We start from the raw sequence: 15,214 nt of genomic DNA on the forward strand, positions 1-15,214 counted from the left end.
CCCGACCCACCCTGGAGGCCTGACCCATGGCACTCGCAGTCCCCCGCACCTGGGTCGTTGGCGAGGTCGTCGTCGCGGCCACGCTGAATGCGGAACTCCGCGACCAGTTCAACGATCTGATCGCTCCGTGGATCAGCTACACCCCGAACTGGACGGCCACCGGTACCGCGCCGGCGCTCGGCAACGGAAGCCTGTTCCACCGGTACAAGGTCATCGGCAAGATGTGCACCGCGACCTGGGAGCAGGTCATGGGCACGACCACAACTTTCGGCACTGGCGCCTGGGGCTGGTCGCTTCCGTTCACCGCCGCGTCGCCGTCGGGCTCATCGTCCTCCTTCGGCTACATCGGCACCGCACGAGGGCACTCCGCCACCGCCTGGTACACCGGTGCGATCTTCGTTGCGAAGGGCAGCGCGGTCGCTCGGGCCTACTCGCACGCTGCTGCCACGGACTGGTCCACGTCCCAGCCGCATGCCTGGGTTGGTGCGTCGACTAACTTCCTTGCCGCCTCCGTCACCTACGAGACCGTCTGACCCGCCTCACCACCGCTCGCCCCGCGCCACCTGGCCGGGGCTTTCTCCATGTCTGGAGGCCTCATGGCCGTACCGATGACCGCCGACGAGTGGCTCGACGCCCTTCGTGCGGAGGGCGTCACCGACATCGTCGAGATGCCCGGCTGGCGCACCCACAACCGCAACAGCGTCGGGCCCTGGGGCGACGTGCACGCCACGATGGTCCACCACACCGCCGGGGAGGGCTCCGGCCTGCCCGCCTGGTGCTACAGCGGCAACAGCGAGCTCCCCGGGCCGCTGTGCCACGACTTCCTCGCCCGGTCCGGGCGCCTGTACCTCGTCGGCAACGGGCGCGCGAACCACGCCGGCCGGGTCGCCCGCAACGCGTACAACGCGGTGCTGAATGAGCAGGACAACCACCCGGCGCCCGGCCCGGACGAGCTCGACGGCAACGCAGTCAGCTACGGCCTGGAGTGCGAGAACTCCGGGGCCGCGGATCGACCGTGGCCAAAGGTCCAGTACGACGTCGCCGTCCGCGTCCAGGCCGCCCGCTGCCGCTTCCACGGCTGGTCCGCCGACTCCGTCTGGGCCCACAAGGAAGCCACCCGCCGGAAGCCGCTGGACCCCCGCATCCCCATGGACACCTTCCGCGAGGACGTCGCGGAGCGCCTGCGGCACCCGGCGTCCTGGAACCCCGGCGACAAGCCACCCACCACCCCGCCTCCGGTCACGCCGAGGCCCACCCCGGAGGAGAAGCCCGTGGCACTGCCCACATCGGATCTCGCCCGCATCGCGCTCGCGATGCTCGGCTACCGCAACAAGAAGGCCGACGAGGCCTCGGTGAAGAAGACCGGCCGCCGGATCCCGGACGTGTACGGCTACATCACCGGCACCTACACCACTGTTCAGGCCATCGCGGCGGACCTCAAGAAGCTCGTCGCCCTGCTCAACGCCCAGAAGGAGAAGTAGACATGTCCGTGCCCCACTCGATCGACATGCCCGACGCCGAGACCGTCATCAAGACCGGCAAGACCTACGTCCGGGACCTCGCCGAGCGCGTCGTGTCCACCGGCCTCCAGGCCGGGCTGGGCGCCGTCGTCGTCACGCGCCCGTTCGACCTCAGCATGTGGGAGGCCGCCGGCATGGCCGGGGTCGCCGCGAGCCTCGCGCTCGTGAAGGGGCTCATCGCCCGCTGGCGGTCGGTCACCAACTCGGCGAGCCTGGCCAAGGGGGTGTGAGCGTGACGGCGGCCGAGTTGCTGCGGGCCAGGCTCGGCCGCCGCGGCAGCGTGCTCCTGGGCTTCGGGGTCCTGGAGCTGCTGTACGGGCTCGGGCTAGTCCTGGACCCCCGCTTCGGGATCGTGCGCGGCGTCGGAGTGCTCACGCACGTGGCACCGATGGCGGTCTGGGGCGGCCTGTGGATGGCCTGCGGACTGTGCGCGCTGGCCATGGCCTGGGAGGTCCGGGCCACGCGCGACACGTGGGGGTACGCGGCGGCAATCCTGCCGCCGATCGGCTGGGCCGGGGCCAACCTGATCGCCTGGCTGACGGGGTCCTTCGCGCAGGCGTGGACCTCGGCGGTGACGTGGGGGTGTCTGGCCTACGTGATCCGCCGGGTGAACGGGTGGCCCGAGGTCAGGGGGGATAGGGAGGGGCGCCCGTGAACGGCGACAACTTGTACACGGTCCTGGTGGCGGCGGCAGGGCTACTCGGCGCGATCTACACGGCGAAGGCGGGGCCCCGGTCAGACGCCCCCGCCGTGACGGTGGCAGCACCGGAGGCCGACAAGGACGGCGCGCTGGAGGTGTCGCCGGAGATCTGGTCCCACTTCAACGGGAAGATCAACACACTGGAGCACAAGGTTGACCATCTGACGGAGCTCGTCGAGCGGCAGACCGTTCGGGTCGGCGCGCTCGAACGTCTCCTCCGGCAGGCCATGCGGATCATCCGCCAGGCGAACCGCCGGCTCATCGCCCGCGGGGAGCCCGCCGAGGAGATCCCCCAGGAGCTCGTGCCTTACTCGATCGACTGACCCAGGCACGACGACACTGCCCCCTCTCGCCTTCGGGCGGGAGGGGGCRGTKTCGTCGTGCCTGGGGTCAGTCCAAGGGGAGTGCCTGGTGTGCAGCGACGATGGCGTCGATGCGCTGGGCGAGGTCGAAGTCCGCAGCTGTCAGCCGGTACCCGGCGTCGTGTGTGGTGATGGACGCGCGCAGGTGGTCCATGCGCAGGTCCAGGTCGGCATGGTGCTGCACCCGGCGCGACCGGTCCGCAATCGTCACGATGGCGGCCACGGCGGCGTGGTATCGGATCGGGTAGGTGCGGCTGATCGTCTCTCCCTCACGGTCCCACTCCGGCACAGCGGCCAGCGCTGCCTCGATCTCCGCCTCGGTCAGCGGCTCCGGCACACCCATGTCAGCTCCCCTCGGTCACGGGCGCGAGGGCCTCGGCGAGGTCTCGCCCGACCGGGGCATCCTGCCACGGCCGCATCGCCCGCTCCAGGGTGGCCAGTTCGCGGCGCATCCGCGCGGACCGGGTCTCGACCGCGATCGCCGCGACGTCCCGGGCGATCTCCACTGCCTGCTCCGGCTGCCTCGCGGTGGCGGCTGCCGTTGCGTGCCGCGCCATGTAGACGCCGCGGTCTCGTCGCGCAGTCGCCGGGACGACGTCGAGCACCTGCGACCACAGGTCGCTCGCCTCGGCGCCGAGCCCGAGCCGGCCGTAGCAGGTCGCGCGCTGTACCTCCAGGTAGCCCGGTGTCCGGCGGCACGCGTTGCCCCAGGGCAGGTCGTCGTTGACCCGGGGCAGGAGCCGGTCGGCTTCGTCGATGAGCCGGTCCACCGTGCCGCGGTCGTGCAGGAGGCTGGCGCCGTGGGCCTGCTGCTGCATGGCCATGACCCGGATCTTCGGGACGACGCGGTCGTCGTCGAGGGCGGCCTCGCACAGGTCGACGACGCCGGCCCCGTCGCCAAGGTCGGTGCGGACCTGCGCCGAGTTGACCATGGCATAGCCGATGAGGTGCGGGTCGCGGGCCCGGAGCGCTATCTCCTGCGTGATCCCCCGCCAGAAAGCTGCGGCGGAGAGATCGCCGGCGTCCTGGTAGAGCCAGCCGACGAGCGCGGCGTAGGCGGCACCGACGCGGAGGAGGCCGCGGCGGGTCTCGCCGGTAGCGCTGCGGGTGAGCTTGTCGATGAGCTGGTATTGCGGGCCAAGGGTGCCGATGAGGTCGTGGGGGCCGAGGAGCATGTCGGCCCGGTAGTGGCCCTCCAGCTGGGACTGGAAGTAGTCGACGAGCCCAGGGTCGACGTGCTGCGTAGCGGTGGGCCCTGGGACGAGGGCCGCGGCAGTGACGGCGAGGAAGCTGGTGTTCTGCACGGTGGTCTCTTCGTGGTGCTCGGGCCGGATCCAGCCCGGCGGGGTGGTGAAGCCGAGATCCTCTGGCCACCGGCCGAGCGCGTCGTGGAGGACGAGCGCGGTCTCGTCCGACGGCCATCCGGGGCGCGGGCCTTCCCAGCGGCGCCACGTTCTCGCCGACAGGGTGAAGTGTGCGTCGTCGAGGAGGCGCTGCCCGTGGGCCTGGAGCCCTTCGGCCGCGGCCTCGGCCGACCGCCAGCCAGCCTTCAAGCGTGCGGCTCGGAGGGCGTCGTTACGGCTCATACCGCCAGTGTGAGGTGTCATCGCGGTCCCTCAGGGCCGTGGCCGCGACGTGGCCATGCGTGGCCACTCGATGGCCTATCTGCGCGGAGCGGTGCTGACTCATCATCAGCCGTAGACGAGCCGGGCGTACCGCGAACTGCGGAAATCCCCCTGGCCGAACTGACGGACGGAGCAGCCGATGCGGGAACAGGACGAGCGGAGCAACGTAGAGGCGGAGCCCACCGCAGACCTGGGCGCCGCGCTCCTCCAGATCGCCACGCCCCTGGAGAAGCACGCCGAGGACGAGGCCATGAAGACCGTCCACCAGGCCCTCACCATGCAGGACACCATCGGCACTCTGGAACTCGCACAGCTGACGGACAGGCTCCTCACGCAGTGCGCCGGCCTGACGGTCGGCATCGAGACCATCCCCGCCGACGAGCGCCCGGTTCGCGGACGGGGCGCCCTCAGGGACTGGGCGCAGCTCCAGCAGGACGGGCCCGGCGACGGCCCCCTCGGCACGTGGTCCTACGCCCGACAGCTCGCCGTGGTCGCCCGCAGCATGGTCACGGCCCTACGGGAGCACCGCGAAACGACGGAGGGCCGCGCGCCTTACATCGGCCGCCCTGGGCTGCCCCCGCTCACCCCGTCGTCCCCGTGAAGGAGTGGCAGCGCCAGACGCTCTACTGCCTGATCACCCTCGGCATGCTCGCGACCCTCGTCGTCGGCATCGCCCACTGACTCCCGCCCCCGCGGGGCGGGCCCTGCACCATCGGACATCCACCACCAGGAGGACCCCATGGCCTGCACGACCGGCAACCCCACACCCTGCTCCGCCAGCCCCGAGCCCGGCAACCCGCCGGCCGTCCGCTCCCTCCTCAGCGACGCGGCGTTCAACGGCGTGATGCACACCGTCCTCGACGACAACCCCGGCTGGGACGCCTCGTATGCCGGGCGGATCGTCGAGGAGGCCCTCAAGTTCGTCGTGGCCGCGTCGCTCTTCCCCACGGCCCCGATCTCCCCCACGAAGGAGGTCGACGAGGGCTGGCACGCCCTCATCCTCCACACCCACCTGTACGCCACCCTGTGCAGCCGCCTCGGCCGCACCGTCCACCACTACCCCGAGCGCCCGGAAGCGGCCCGCCGCGACCCGGACGTCATCACCCGCACCGTGGCCCTGATCGAGCAGGCCGGCTACACCCCCGACCCGGAGCTCTGGACCGGCCGCGTCGGACAGCTGGTCGGCGTGGTCCGGCACACCCCGCCCGGCGGCTGCGGCCCGATCAACCCCGGGAACTGCGCGACCCACGGCGGGGGCGGCGACGACTAGGCTCGGCAGCCTGCCGACGTAGGGAGAGCGCGATGGATGCCAGCGAGGTCTCGTCACTGCACGACGCGATGCGCCAGTACGGGATCCCCGGGAACCTCACACCGAAGGACCCGCGGAATCAGGCGGGCCCCTGGCAGGTCGTGGACGACGCTGGCCAGGACATCACGGAGGTCACCCTCGCCGCTGCGGCCGCCGCCTTGCGCAGGCAGCCTCAGCGCGGGTTCGTCATCGCACGCTAGTTGCCCAACAACCGCCCCGGCCGGACCGTCTCCGGCCGGGGCGTTCGCGTTTCCTCGTTCCGAAACCAGCCTGGAGGGTGGAGAGCTAGCGGATTACTGGGGCAGCCCTCATCCATGACCGCTGAAGAGCTTATGAAGACGGCCGAGCTCGCCGTCCTCCTCCGCAAAACACCGGCTGCGATCAGCATGATGCGACACAGAGGTAAGGGGCCAAGGGGGTTTCGTGCGGGCCGAGAGGTGCTGTATCCGGTCGCCGAAGTGGAAGCCTGGCTGGCGGCCAAGGTCGCGAATGACCCTCTCGCCCAGCGCGCGACCAGCTCCTGATGTGGCTTCGAGCATGCGCCTTCGATTCCAAGGCGAAAGCGATATCAGTTCCCGGAGCCGGGAAACATGCAGTTCAGAGGCCCGCCGCATCACTCTATGAGCACCCATAAAGTGATCCAGGTCTAGAGGTGTCCTGAACAGGTCTTGGGGTTCCCCGTGCCTGTGCCGCCGCTGACCAGGTAGGACACCCGGGCGTCGATCAGTGCGCGCAGGACGGGGGCGCCGCCCGGTGGCACCGTGCCCGCCGCCGCGAGTTCGTCCAGGGTGAAGGCGCGCGGGCGGACCACCCGGAGGGACAGGCAGGTGGAGCCGACGGCCACCGGCGGCAGCACCGCGTGCATCCGCGTGCCGTCGGGCAGGCGCGCGTCCACCCAGGGCCGGGCGTCGTCGAGACGGCGTCCGGCCACCGCCGCGAGCCGCTGAGCGAGCCTGCGCACGGCGGCGGCGTCGGTGAAGGAGACCGGAGCCCGCTCCAGGCCGGTGCCTCGGTCCACCCACACCCGGTCGGGTGCGGAGACCAGGACGTCGGTGACGGCCGGGTCGGCGAGGAGCGGTTCGAGGGGGCCGGTGCCGATCAGTTCGCAGCGCAACTCCTCCGCGACACCGAGCACTTCGGCGTCGCCCAAGAGGCGCCCCTGTGCCCGGAGGGCTGCCGCGACGCGCGCCGGAGTGGGCTCGGAGCCGCTGGCCGCGAGCCGCTGCCGCACGGCGTCGAGCAGTCCGGCACCCCCGGCCGGGCCGCCGGTCACGCCGCACCGCCGGGAGCGAGGGCGCGCGCCCAGAAGGCGTCGCAGAACCGGCCGAGCGGGCCGCGCGGCTCGGCGCCCGGCGGCACGCCCGCGTCCTGGTCGGCCACGATCCCCGGGTCGTAGGGTAGTTCACCCGTGAGTGGCAGCCGGAGCGCGTCGGCGACCCACCGTTCGTCGAGCCCGGCCAGGTACGGCCCGCGGACCACGGCCCGCAGGTCCCGCACCCCCGTCGCGAGGCTGGACACCACGCGGTGGGCGGCGGCGACGGCCCTCAACTCGCCGGGCACGACGAGCAGTCCGAGGTCCAGCTGGGCGTGGGCCTCGACGGCGGCCGGGTCGGCGCCGCGTGGCAGGTCGACCACGACGACCCCGCCCCGGCGGCGGGCCGCCGCGAGCACGGACCGCACGGCCTCGGGCGGCACCGGTGCCGCAGGCTCCCGGCCCCAGCTGAGCACCCGGACGCCCCGCACGGAGGGCAGGGACTCCTCCAGGGCGCCGCCGGCGAGCCGCCCCTTCGAGGCGGCGAAGTCGGGCCATCGTCTGCCCTCCTCGCGCTCACCGCCGAGCAACACGTCCAGTCCCCCGCCCAGGGCGTCGCCGTCGACGAGCAGGGTGCGCCGCCCGGCTCGCGCGGCGGCCAGCGCGAGGCCGCAGGCCAGGGTGGAGGCGCCCGCGCCTCCCCGGCCGCCGACGACCCCGACGGTGAGCGCCGGGCGGCSCACCCCCTCGGCCGCGTCGGCGATGCGGTCGACGAGGACGCCCTCGGCGTCCGGCAGCCGCAGGACGCACTCGGCCCCGATCTCGACGGCGAGCCGCCACACCTCCGGGTCGTCCCGGTCCCGCCCGACGAGAACGGTCCCCGGGCGGCGCGCGGCGCCCCGGCACCGTGCCGCGACATCGTCGCCGACCAGGACGAGCGGCGGGTCGGTCCAGCCCGCGCGCCGCTCCGGCACCCGGTGGTCCACCTCGGGATCGACTCCGGCCGCGGCGCACAGCCGCAGCAGGTCGTCGAGCAGTCCGAGATCCTCGGTGACGATCAGCGGGCCCGTGCGGCGCGGCCCCCGTGCCCCGGCCCCGTCCGGGCCGTCCGGCGCCGGAATCCGGTCCGCCCCGCCCGGCGCCGGGCTCCGCCCGATACGCCCGGCCCGGGAAGTCCTGGTTGCCTCCACGACACACACCCCTCTCGTGATTCCTGCCGTTCGCGAACTTCGCGACAGGAATCACCGTGGGGCCGAACCGGAAATCCTGGTGATCTTGTTGGAGAACTGGGGATATCCCAAGCCCTGTGAATAACTTCGTCACCCCTGCGGGGACTGCCTGGAACGCAGCCCGCCGGTTACTGTGGGTGAGGAATCGAGGCATCCGGCACGGCGTCGGACGAGGGCCGGACGACGGCCGGAAGGAAGGAGGGGCGATGTCCCACAGCGCCGAAACGGCTCCGGACATGCGACGACCCCCGCCGGGGGGGAGAGCGGGGGTCGTCTTTCCGGCCGGCTCGGGGGGGGAGGAGCCGGACCGGGTTAGCACGGTCGCGAACGATCCGTGACTTCCATGGTGTACCCGAGAGCCTTCTCAGGCAAACCCACGCGCCCCAGCGTACGCCGAATGGCGGGCACCTATGCTCAGGCTTGTGGAAAACCACTCCTTGCCGCGCACAGCCGCCTTCTTTGACCTGGACAAGACGGTCATTGCGAAGTCCTCGACGCTGACCTTCAGCAAGTCCTTCTACCGGGGCGGACTGATCAGCCGCCGTGCCGCCCTGCGGACGGCCTACATCCAGTTCGTCTTCCTGGCAGGTGGGGCCGATCACGACCAGATGGAGCGGATGCGCGAATATCTTTCCGCGCTCTGCAAAGGCTGGAACGTGGCCCAGGTGAAGGAGCTCGTCGCCGAGACCCTTCACGACCTGATCGACCCGATCATCTACGACGAGGCCGCCTCGCTCATCGAGGAACACCACGCCGCCGGCCGGGACGTGGTGATCGTCTCGACCTCCGGCGCCGAGGTCGTCGAGCCGATCGGCGAGATGCTCGGCGCCGACCGGGTCGTCGCCACCCGAATGGTGGTCGGCGAGGACGGCTGCTTCACCGGCGAGGTGGAGTACTACGCCTACGGGCCGACCAAGGCCGAAGCCGTCCGCGACCTCGCGAGGTCCGAGGGCTACGACCTCTCCCGCTGCTACGCGTACAGCGACTCGGCGACCGACATCCCCATGCTGGAGGCCGTCGGCAACCCGTACGCCGTCAACCCGGACCGGGCGCTGCGCCGCGAGGCCACGGCGCGCGAATGGCCCGTCCTCGCCTTCGAGAAGCCGGTGCGGCTCAAGCAGCGGCTGCCCGAGTTCCGTATGCCTCCCCGCCCCGCGCTCGTCGCCGCGGCGGCGGTGGGAGCGGCGGCCGTGGGCGCGGGACTCGTCTGGTACGCCGCCCGTCGCCGGGCGGCGGGAGCCCCTCGGCTCGCCGATGGCTTTGCCCGCGTTTGAGCAATACGCAGAGAAGTGAATCCAGCACTTTCGCTTCCACTCCGACAGGAGTAGAAAGGAATCAGGCCCGCGAGACCGAGGACATCCGAGAGGATCACCTGTTGAGCATCAAGGCCCCACGGACCTAGCACAGAAACCGAGCACCCACGCGACGTCGACCCGTCGATTACGGGCCAGCCGCACCAGGCCACGGGCAAAGTTCCCGGCCTGATGGGCACATATTCGAGGACGCTTGGTAACTCGGTGGACGTGCCAGCGGCGGTACCTGAACGGGTACCGCCGCAACCCGTTCCGGGCCCGGTGACTCAGGCCGCGCCGCGCTGGAGCGCCTCGCAGACCGCGGTTGACTCGCGGACGCCGAGCTCGACCGAACGGCCGCAGTGCGCGATCCAGCCGCCCACGCCCTCCGGGGTCCCCGTCAGATAGCCCTCGAACGCGGCGAGGTACGCGGCCCGCCCCTGCTCCGCGTGGCCGACCTCCGCCGGGCAGATCGCCTTGGGGTCGAGCCCGCTGCCGACCAGCGCGATCCGCTCGGCGGCCCGCGCGACCAGCCCGTTGTACGAGGTGAAGGGGCGCAGGGCCAGCAGCTCGCCGTGGACGACGGCGGCCGTCACCAGCGCGGGGGCCTCACCGCCCGCGACGATCAGTTCCGCCAGGCCGTCGAGCCGTCCGCCGACCTCGGCGGGCGTCGGAAGCGGGGTGGTGACCAGCGGTTCGTCCACGGTCTCGCCGTCCAGCCGGGGCCGGCCCACCGAGTCGCCCTGGTCGCCCTCGGCGACGAGGTGGAGGCGGGCGAGGACCCGCAGCGGCGACTGGCGCCAGATGGAGAGCAGCTGCCCGGCCTCGGCGCCGAGGCGCAGGGCGGCGCCGACGGTGCGGGCCTCGGCGTCGGCGCCGAAGTCGGTGCGGCGGCGTACCTCTTCCAGGGCCCAGTCGGCGCCGGACAGGGCGGCGGAGCCGCGCGCGCCGCGCAGGGCCGCCTCGGAGGAGATCTCGTTGCTGCGGCGGCGCATCACGCGGTGGCCGTAGACCCGGTCGACGGCCTTGCGTACGGAGTCCACCGCGTCGGCGACGCCCGGCAGGGAACCGAGGGCGGCCAAGGGGTCAGAGGCGTGCGTACTCATAGGTAGCGAGGCTACGCGCCCGGGCGGCCGACCCCACGATGGAGTGGTCTTCTTCACGCATCGCGACCACGCGGCGCGTTCATGCCACTACGCTAGGTGAACATGAAGATCGCTTTCGTGGGGAAGGGCGGCAGCGGCAAGACCACGCTGTCCTCGCTCTTCATCCGTCACCTCGCCGCCAACGAAGCCCCGGTCGTCGCCGTGGACGCCGACATCAACCAGCACCTGGGCGCCGCGCTCGGCCTGCCCGACGCGGAGGCCGCCGCGCTGCCCGCGATGGGGGCGCAGCTGCCCCTGATCAAGGAGTACCTGCGGGGCAGCAACCCGCGGATCGCCTCCGCCGACACGATGATCAAGACGACGCCGCCGGGGGAGGGCTCGCGGCTGCTGCGGGTCAGCGAGGAGAACCCGGTCTACGAGGCCTGTGCGCGGCCGGTGACGCTGGACGACGGTGAGATCCGGCTGATGGCGACCGGTCCGTTCACGGAGTCGGACCTCGGGGTCTCCTGCTACCACTCCAAGGTCGGCGCGGTGGAGCTCTGCCTGAACCATCTGGTCGACGGCCCCGACGAGTACGTGGTCGTCGACATGACCGCCGGTTCGGACTCCTTCGCCTCCGGGCTCTTCACCCGTTTCGACATGACCTTCCTGGTGGCCGAGCCGACCCGGAAGGGCGTCTCGGTGTACCGCCAGTACAAGGAGTACGCGCGGGACTTCGGCGTGGCGCTCAAGGTCGTCGGGAACAAGGTGCAGGGCCAGGACGACCTGGACTTCCTGCGCGGGGAGGTCGGCGACGACCTGCTGGTGACGGTGGGCCACTCGGACTGGGTCCGGGCCATGGAGAAGGGCCGCCCGGCCCGCTTCGAGCTCCTGGAGGCCGAGAACCGGATGTCGCTCCAGGCGCTCCAGGACGCGGCGGACGACTCGTACGCCGACCGCGACTGGGACCGCTACACCCGCCAGATGGTCCACTTCCACCTGCGGAACGCGGAGAGCTGGGGCAACGAGAAGACGGGGGCCGACCTGGCTGCCCAGGTCGACCCCGATTTCGTCCTCGCCGAGAGCCTCGGCGCGGTTCAGCCCGTCTGAGGTCCGTCGCCGGGGCGGGCGGCGGCGGGTGCGCCGGCGGCCGTGGCTCCCGCGGCGGCCGGGAGCTTCGCCGGCTGGGGGGCGAGGAAGGCCTTCCAGCCGGCCGCCGGGGCCTCGCCGACCTTCAGGGTGCGCATCTTGGCGACGACGTCGGGGTCTTGGGCGTCGAGCCAGTCGGCGAGCTGCCGGAACGACACGCACTTGACGTCCTTCTGGACGCAGACCGTGGCGATGGTCTCCTCGATGGCGCGCATGTAGACGCCGCCGTTCCAGGACTCGAAGTGGTTGCCGATGATCAGCGGCGCGCGGTTGCCCCGGTAGGAGCGCTCGAAGGCCTGCACCAGGCCGTCCCGCATCTGGTCGCCCCAGTGCTCGCGCTGGGACGGGTCGCCCTGGGTCGTGCCCGGGGACTGGTTGACCATGAAGTTGTAGTCCATGGACAGGGTCTGGAAGGCCCGGCCCGGGACCGGCACGAGCTGGAGCGACAGGTCCCACAGGCCCAGGTCCTTCTTGGGCCAGATGTGGTCGTTGACGCCGCTCGTGTCGTAGCGGAAGCCCAGCTGCGCGGCGGCCTGGACGAAGTTCGTCCGGCCTTCGAGGCAGGGGGTGCGGGCGCCGACCAGTTCCTTGTCGTAGTCGAAGGGAAGCGGCTGCTCGGCGCGCAGCCCCGCGTTGGTCTTCCAGTTCTTGACGAAGGACTTGGCCTGCTTGATCTCGCTCTTCCACTCCTCGACGGACCAGGTGCCGACACCGCCGTCGGCGCCGCAGAAGTGGCCGTTGAAGTGGGTGCCGATCTCGTTGCCGTCCTGCCACGCGCCGCGCAGTTCGCGGACGGTGGCGCGGATGCCCTCGGTGTCGTTGAAGCCGATGTCGGAGCGGCCGGCGCTGTGCTGGGGCGGGTCGTAGAGGTCCCGCTTCTCCTCGGGCAGCAGGTACACGCCGCTGAGGAAGTACGTCATGGTCGCGTCGTACTTCTTGCCGACCTCGCGGAAGTGGGAGAACAGCTTCTGGCTGTCCTCGCCGGCGCCGTCCCAGGAGAAGACGACGAACTGCGGCGGGGTCTCGCCCGGCTTGAGGCGCTGCCAGACGGGCTGGTGGGGCTGGGCACCGGTGAAGGCGGTGGAGCCGTCGCCGATCAGACGGACCGCGTTCTGCGGGGCGGCGGCGGGGTCCTTCTTGGCGCCCGCACCGCCCGGCTCGCTCTTCGCGGCCGTGCCGTCGGAGCCCGAGCAGCCGGCGAGGCCGCCGATCAGGGCGACGGCGAGGGCACCGGCGGCGAGCGCCTTCCTCTGGGCAGTGGTCCTTCTCCCGGCGGCTGTCATGCGCGCACCTCTCCTCGGTTCCGTACGAGCGGCGTCAACGTCGCACCGCGACTGCCGGAGAGATGAAACGACAAGCGGTAATTCGTTCTCCCTTCACTGGAACAGGTGAATCATTGCCCTATTTGCCCGGAAAGTAATGCCACAGACTTTACTCTCCATTACGATCCATTTACCGAGCGTTGATCCTCGCCTGGCGGGGATCCCGCCTTGCCGCCGCAACGCATCCCGCCGCTGCACGCCGTGACCCACGGCCGCGAGCCCCCCACGTTCGTCCCGCACGAACCGCGACCGCGCCGCCCCGGAGGAGACGGGAATGACCCTCTGCACCCCTGCCCGCACGCCCAACCGACCCCGCGTCCAGCGGCCGCACAGCCCGCCGGAGCGACCGCGCCGCTTCCGTGTCGCCGGCGTCGACCTGTCGGCGTCCATCGCCGTCTTCCTGATCGCCCTGCCGCTCTCGCTCGGCATCGCGCTCGCCACCGGAGCCCCGCTCCAGTCCGGCCTGGTCGCCGCCGCCGTCGGCGGTCTGGTCGCCGGCCGCTTCGGCGGCTCCCCGCTCCAGGTCAGCGGCCCCGCCGCCGGCCTCACCGTGGTCACCGCCGAGCTGATCCAGCTGTACGGCTGGCGCACCACCTGCGCCATCACGGTGCTCGCGGGCCTCGCCCAGCTCGGGCTCTCCGTCCTGCGGGTGGCCCGCTCCGCCCTCGCCGTCTCGCCCGCGATCGTGCACGGCATGCTCGGCGGCATCGGCGTCACCATCGCCCTCGCCCAGCTCCACATCGTGCTCGGCAGCACCCCGCAGAGCTCCGCCGTCGACAACTTCCTGGGGCTGCCCGCCCAGTTGTCGCACCTCCACCCGGCGGCCCTCGGCATCAGCGCCCTCACCGTGGCCGTGCTGCTGTGCTGGCCCCGACTGCCCGGCCGGGCGGGGGAGCTCCTCCGCAAGGTCCCGGCCGCGCTCGTCGCGGTGGCGGGGGCGACGGCGGTGGCGACGCTCGCCGGACTCGCCGTCCCGCGCGTCGACCTGCCCTCCTGGAGCAGCCACGCGCTGCCCGGGCTGCCCGAGGGCCCGGTCCTCGGCATCGCGGCCGGCGTGCTGACGATCACCCTGGTCACCAGCGTGCAGTCGCTGCTGTCCGCCGTCGCGGTCGACAAGCTGGTCGCCGCCCGCCCGGACGGCGGCCTCGGCATCCCGCGCACCGCGCTCGACCGCGAACTCGCCGGCCAGGGCGCCGCCAACGTGGTCTCCGGGGCGCTCGGCGGGCTGCCGGTGGCCGGCGTCGCGGTCCGCAGCGTCGCCAACGTCTCGGCGGGCGCGGTGAGCCGCGCCTCCACGATGCTGCACGGCCTGTGGATCGTGCTCGCGGCCCTGCTCCTGGTGCCCGTGCTCGACCTGATCCCGCTGCCCGCGCTCGCCGCCCTCGTCATGGTGGTCGGCATCCAGATGGTCAGCATCACCCACATCCGCACCGTCACCCGGCACCGCGAGGTCGTCGTCTACGTGGTGACGCTGACCGGCGTCGTCCTCGTCGGCATCCTGGAGGGCGTCGCCCTCGGCATCGCCGTGGCCATCGCGGTCGCCATGCACCGGCTCGCCCGCACCCGGATCACCCGCGAGGAGCGGGACGGACGCCAGCTGCTGCACGTCCGGGGGCAGCTGACCTTCCTCGCCGTGCCCCGGCTGAGCCGGGCCCTGCACCAACTGCCCCGCGGATCCGACGTGGTGGTGGAGCTCGACGGCTCCTTCATGGACCACGCCGCCTACGAGGCCCTCAGCGACTGGACCGCGGGGCACCTGGCCCACGGCGGGACCGTCGAGACCACCGGCCCCTCCGGGACGAGGATCGCCGAGTCCACCCCCTCGGACGTCGCCGCGCACGCCTGCTGCCGGCCCTGGACGCCGTGGCACAACCACCAGTGCGGCGAGCAGCCGGCCGAGCGGCCCGACGAGGCCGCGGAGCCGCCGCGCGCCACGGGCCTCAGGCTGGCCAGCGGCATCGGCCAGTTCCAGCGGAACACGGCGCCGCTGGTCCGGGACGAACTCGCCCGGCTCGCCCGCGAGGGCCAGACCCCCTCGCAGCTCGCCGGCCGAGCCTGGAGCGGATGGCGAGCAGCAGACACGCCTGGGCGCGGATCTCCGGCCGCCTCCCGGCGGACGCGGTCGAGCAACTCTGCCTCACCAACGTGGTGCAGCAGCTGGAGCACCTCCGGGCGTACGAGCCGGTGGCGCGGCGGCTGGCCGAGGGCACGCTCTCACTGCACGGCGTGTACTTCCACGTGGGCGAGGCGCAGGCGTACCTCCTCTCCGGGACGGACGAGGTGCACTCGTACGACGACGTGTTCACCCAGGTCATGCCGACGGAGCCGCGGGAGACGGCCCGAGTGCCCTGATCCGGCCGGGGGCAGCG

General features: G+C 72.1%; 16 protein-coding genes and 2 pseudogenes. 12 read left to right on the top strand and 6 right to left on the bottom strand.

Translation table 11 applies throughout. From position 1 onward, the window contains the following. The first annotated feature begins 26 nt into the window (after nt 1-26). The 5 genes from EAO70_RS15995 to EAO70_RS16015 all read left to right on the top strand — a co-directional run bounded on the left by EAO70_RS15995 (nt 27) and on the right by EAO70_RS16015 (nt 2,543). Nucleotides 27-533, top strand: coding sequence for a hypothetical protein (locus EAO70_RS15995; protein ID WP_148003648.1), 507 nt, complete (start codon nt 27-29; stop codon nt 531-533). A gap of 63 nt (nt 534-596) precedes the next feature. Further along, entirely contained in the window at nt 597-1,481 is an 885-nt protein-coding gene (locus EAO70_RS16000; protein WP_187283912.1) for an N-acetylmuramoyl-L-alanine amidase, read from the top strand. 2 nt (nt 1,482-1,483) lie between these two features. Then, nucleotides 1,484-1,750 (top strand): hypothetical protein, encoded by a 267-nt coding sequence (locus EAO70_RS16005; RefSeq protein ID WP_148003650.1) that lies wholly within the window; start codon nt 1,484-1,486, stop codon nt 1,748-1,750. Further along, a complete protein-coding gene (locus EAO70_RS16010; RefSeq protein WP_148003651.1) occupies nt 1,747-2,175 on the top strand; it encodes a hypothetical protein in 429 nt (142 codons plus the stop codon). Before EAO70_RS16005 ends, EAO70_RS16010 begins: the two co-directional genes overlap by 4 nt. Next, the gene (locus EAO70_RS16015; RefSeq protein ID WP_148003652.1) at nt 2,172-2,543 is read left to right on the top strand and encodes a hypothetical protein; all 372 of its coding nucleotides are present in this window, start codon (nt 2,172-2,174) and stop codon (nt 2,541-2,543) included. The genes EAO70_RS16010 and EAO70_RS16015 overlap by 4 nt, the downstream gene beginning before the upstream one ends. Nucleotides 2,544-2,610: 67 nt before the next feature. On the opposite strand, the gene EAO70_RS16020 is transcribed toward EAO70_RS16015, so the two are convergent. Next, nucleotides 2,611-2,925, bottom strand: a complete 315-nt coding sequence (locus tag EAO70_RS16020) for a 4a-hydroxytetrahydrobiopterin dehydratase (RefSeq protein WP_148003653.1) — start codon at nt 2,923-2,925, stop codon at nt 2,611-2,613. A 1-nt stretch (nt 2,926) separates the two neighbouring features. Continuing rightward, a complete protein-coding gene (locus EAO70_RS16025; RefSeq protein ID WP_148003654.1) occupies nt 2,927-4,168 on the bottom strand; it encodes a Twin-arginine translocation pathway signal in 1,242 nt (413 codons plus the stop codon). A 178-nt stretch (nt 4,169-4,346) separates the two neighbouring features. On the opposite strand from EAO70_RS16025, the gene EAO70_RS16030 reads away from it, so the two are divergent. The 4 genes from EAO70_RS16030 (at nt 4,347) to EAO70_RS16045 (ending at nt 6,040) form a co-directional block, all read left to right on the top strand. Continuing rightward, nucleotides 4,347-4,808, top strand: coding sequence for a hypothetical protein (locus EAO70_RS16030; protein WP_148003655.1), 462 nt, complete (start codon nt 4,347-4,349; stop codon nt 4,806-4,808). 138 nt (nt 4,809-4,946) lie between these two features. Next, nucleotides 4,947-5,477 (top strand): glycine-rich domain-containing protein, encoded by a 531-nt coding sequence (locus EAO70_RS16035; protein WP_148003656.1) that lies wholly within the window; start codon nt 4,947-4,949, stop codon nt 5,475-5,477. 32 nt (nt 5,478-5,509) lie between these two features. Next, the gene (locus EAO70_RS16040) at nt 5,510-5,716 is read left to right on the top strand and encodes a hypothetical protein (protein ID WP_148003657.1); all 207 of its coding nucleotides are present in this window, start codon (nt 5,510-5,512) and stop codon (nt 5,714-5,716) included. Nucleotides 5,717-5,830: 114 nt separating this feature from the next. Continuing rightward, complete coding sequence (locus tag EAO70_RS16045) at nt 5,831-6,040, top strand: helix-turn-helix transcriptional regulator (RefSeq protein ID WP_148003658.1); 210 nt, start codon at nt 5,831-5,833, stop codon at nt 6,038-6,040. Nucleotides 6,041-6,165: 125 nt separating this feature from the next. On the opposite strand, the pseudogene EAO70_RS16050 reads toward EAO70_RS16045, so the two are convergent. Then, nucleotides 6,166-6,789 (bottom strand): annotated as a pseudogene (locus EAO70_RS16050) (ATPase, T2SS/T4P/T4SS family); the annotation flags it as partial. Then, nucleotides 6,786-7,889 carry a septum site-determining protein Ssd gene (gene ssd / locus EAO70_RS16055; protein WP_148003703.1) on the bottom strand — a complete coding sequence of 368 codons (1,104 nt, stop codon included), beginning with the start codon at nt 7,887-7,889 and terminating at the stop codon, nt 6,786-6,788. The pseudogene EAO70_RS16050 and the gene ssd, both read right to left, overlap by 4 nt. 518 nt (nt 7,890-8,407) lie before the next feature. Between ssd and EAO70_RS16060 the strand changes: the two genes are divergently transcribed. Further along, nucleotides 8,408-9,271 carry an HAD family hydrolase gene (locus tag EAO70_RS16060; protein ID WP_148003659.1) on the top strand — a complete coding sequence of 288 codons (864 nt, stop codon included), beginning with the start codon at nt 8,408-8,410 and terminating at the stop codon, nt 9,269-9,271. Nucleotides 9,272-9,576: 305 nt separating this feature from the next. On the opposite strand, the gene EAO70_RS16065 is transcribed toward EAO70_RS16060, so the two are convergent. Next, a complete protein-coding gene (locus EAO70_RS16065; RefSeq protein WP_148003660.1) occupies nt 9,577-10,395 on the bottom strand; it encodes an oxidoreductase in 819 nt (272 codons plus the stop codon). Nucleotides 10,396-10,497: 102 nt separating this feature from the next. Between EAO70_RS16065 and EAO70_RS16070 the strand changes: the two genes are divergently transcribed. Next, nucleotides 10,498-11,484, top strand: coding sequence for an ATP-binding protein (locus tag EAO70_RS16070; RefSeq protein WP_148003661.1), 987 nt, complete (start codon nt 10,498-10,500; stop codon nt 11,482-11,484). Here EAO70_RS16070 and EAO70_RS16075 read toward each other — a convergent pair. Beyond that, a complete protein-coding gene (locus EAO70_RS16075; RefSeq protein ID WP_148003662.1) occupies nt 11,472-12,806 on the bottom strand; it encodes a hypothetical protein in 1,335 nt (444 codons plus the stop codon). The two genes, EAO70_RS16070 and EAO70_RS16075, sit on opposite strands and share 13 nt — an antisense overlap. Nucleotides 12,807-13,119: 313 nt before the next feature. Here EAO70_RS16075 and EAO70_RS16080 point away from each other — a divergent pair. Next, nucleotides 13,120-15,197, top strand: a pseudogene (locus EAO70_RS16080) (SulP family inorganic anion transporter). Nucleotides 15,198-15,214 lie beyond the last annotated feature (17 nt).

It is taken from the genome of Streptomyces sp. adm13(2018) (assembly GCF_008042145.1).
Lineage (GTDB): Bacteria > Actinomycetota > Actinomycetes > Streptomycetales > Streptomycetaceae > Streptomyces.

Coding starts and splice junctions, on each gene's coding strand:
- EAO70_RS15995 (WP_148003648.1), top strand. CDS start 27: ATGGCACTCGCAGTCCCCCGCACCTGGGTCGTTGGCGAGGTCGTCGTC.
- EAO70_RS16000 (WP_187283912.1), top strand. CDS start 597: ATGGCCGTACCGATGACCGCCGACGAGTGGCTCGACGCCCTTCGTGCG.
- EAO70_RS16005 (WP_148003650.1), top strand. CDS start 1,484: ATGTCCGTGCCCCACTCGATCGACATGCCCGACGCCGAGACCGTCATC.
- EAO70_RS16020 (WP_148003653.1), bottom strand. CDS start 2,925: ATGGGTGTGCCGGAGCCGCTGACCGAGGCGGAGATCGAGGCAGCGCTG.
- EAO70_RS16025 (WP_148003654.1), bottom strand. CDS start 4,168: ATGAGCCGTAACGACGCCCTCCGAGCCGCACGCTTGAAGGCTGGCTGG.
- EAO70_RS16030 (WP_148003655.1), top strand. CDS start 4,347: ATGCGGGAACAGGACGAGCGGAGCAACGTAGAGGCGGAGCCCACCGCA.
- EAO70_RS16035 (WP_148003656.1), top strand. CDS start 4,947: ATGGCCTGCACGACCGGCAACCCCACACCCTGCTCCGCCAGCCCCGAG.
- EAO70_RS16040 (WP_148003657.1), top strand. CDS start 5,510: ATGGATGCCAGCGAGGTCTCGTCACTGCACGACGCGATGCGCCAGTAC.
- EAO70_RS16045 (WP_148003658.1), top strand. CDS start 5,831: ATGACCGCTGAAGAGCTTATGAAGACGGCCGAGCTCGCCGTCCTCCTC.
- EAO70_RS16060 (WP_148003659.1), top strand. CDS start 8,408: ATGCTCAGGCTTGTGGAAAACCACTCCTTGCCGCGCACAGCCGCCTTC.
- EAO70_RS16065 (WP_148003660.1), bottom strand. CDS start 10,395: ATGAGTACGCACGCCTCTGACCCCTTGGCCGCCCTCGGTTCCCTGCCG.
- EAO70_RS16070 (WP_148003661.1), top strand. CDS start 10,498: ATGAAGATCGCTTTCGTGGGGAAGGGCGGCAGCGGCAAGACCACGCTG.
- EAO70_RS16075 (WP_148003662.1), bottom strand. CDS start 12,806: ATGACAGCCGCCGGGAGAAGGACCACTGCCCAGAGGAAGGCGCTCGCC.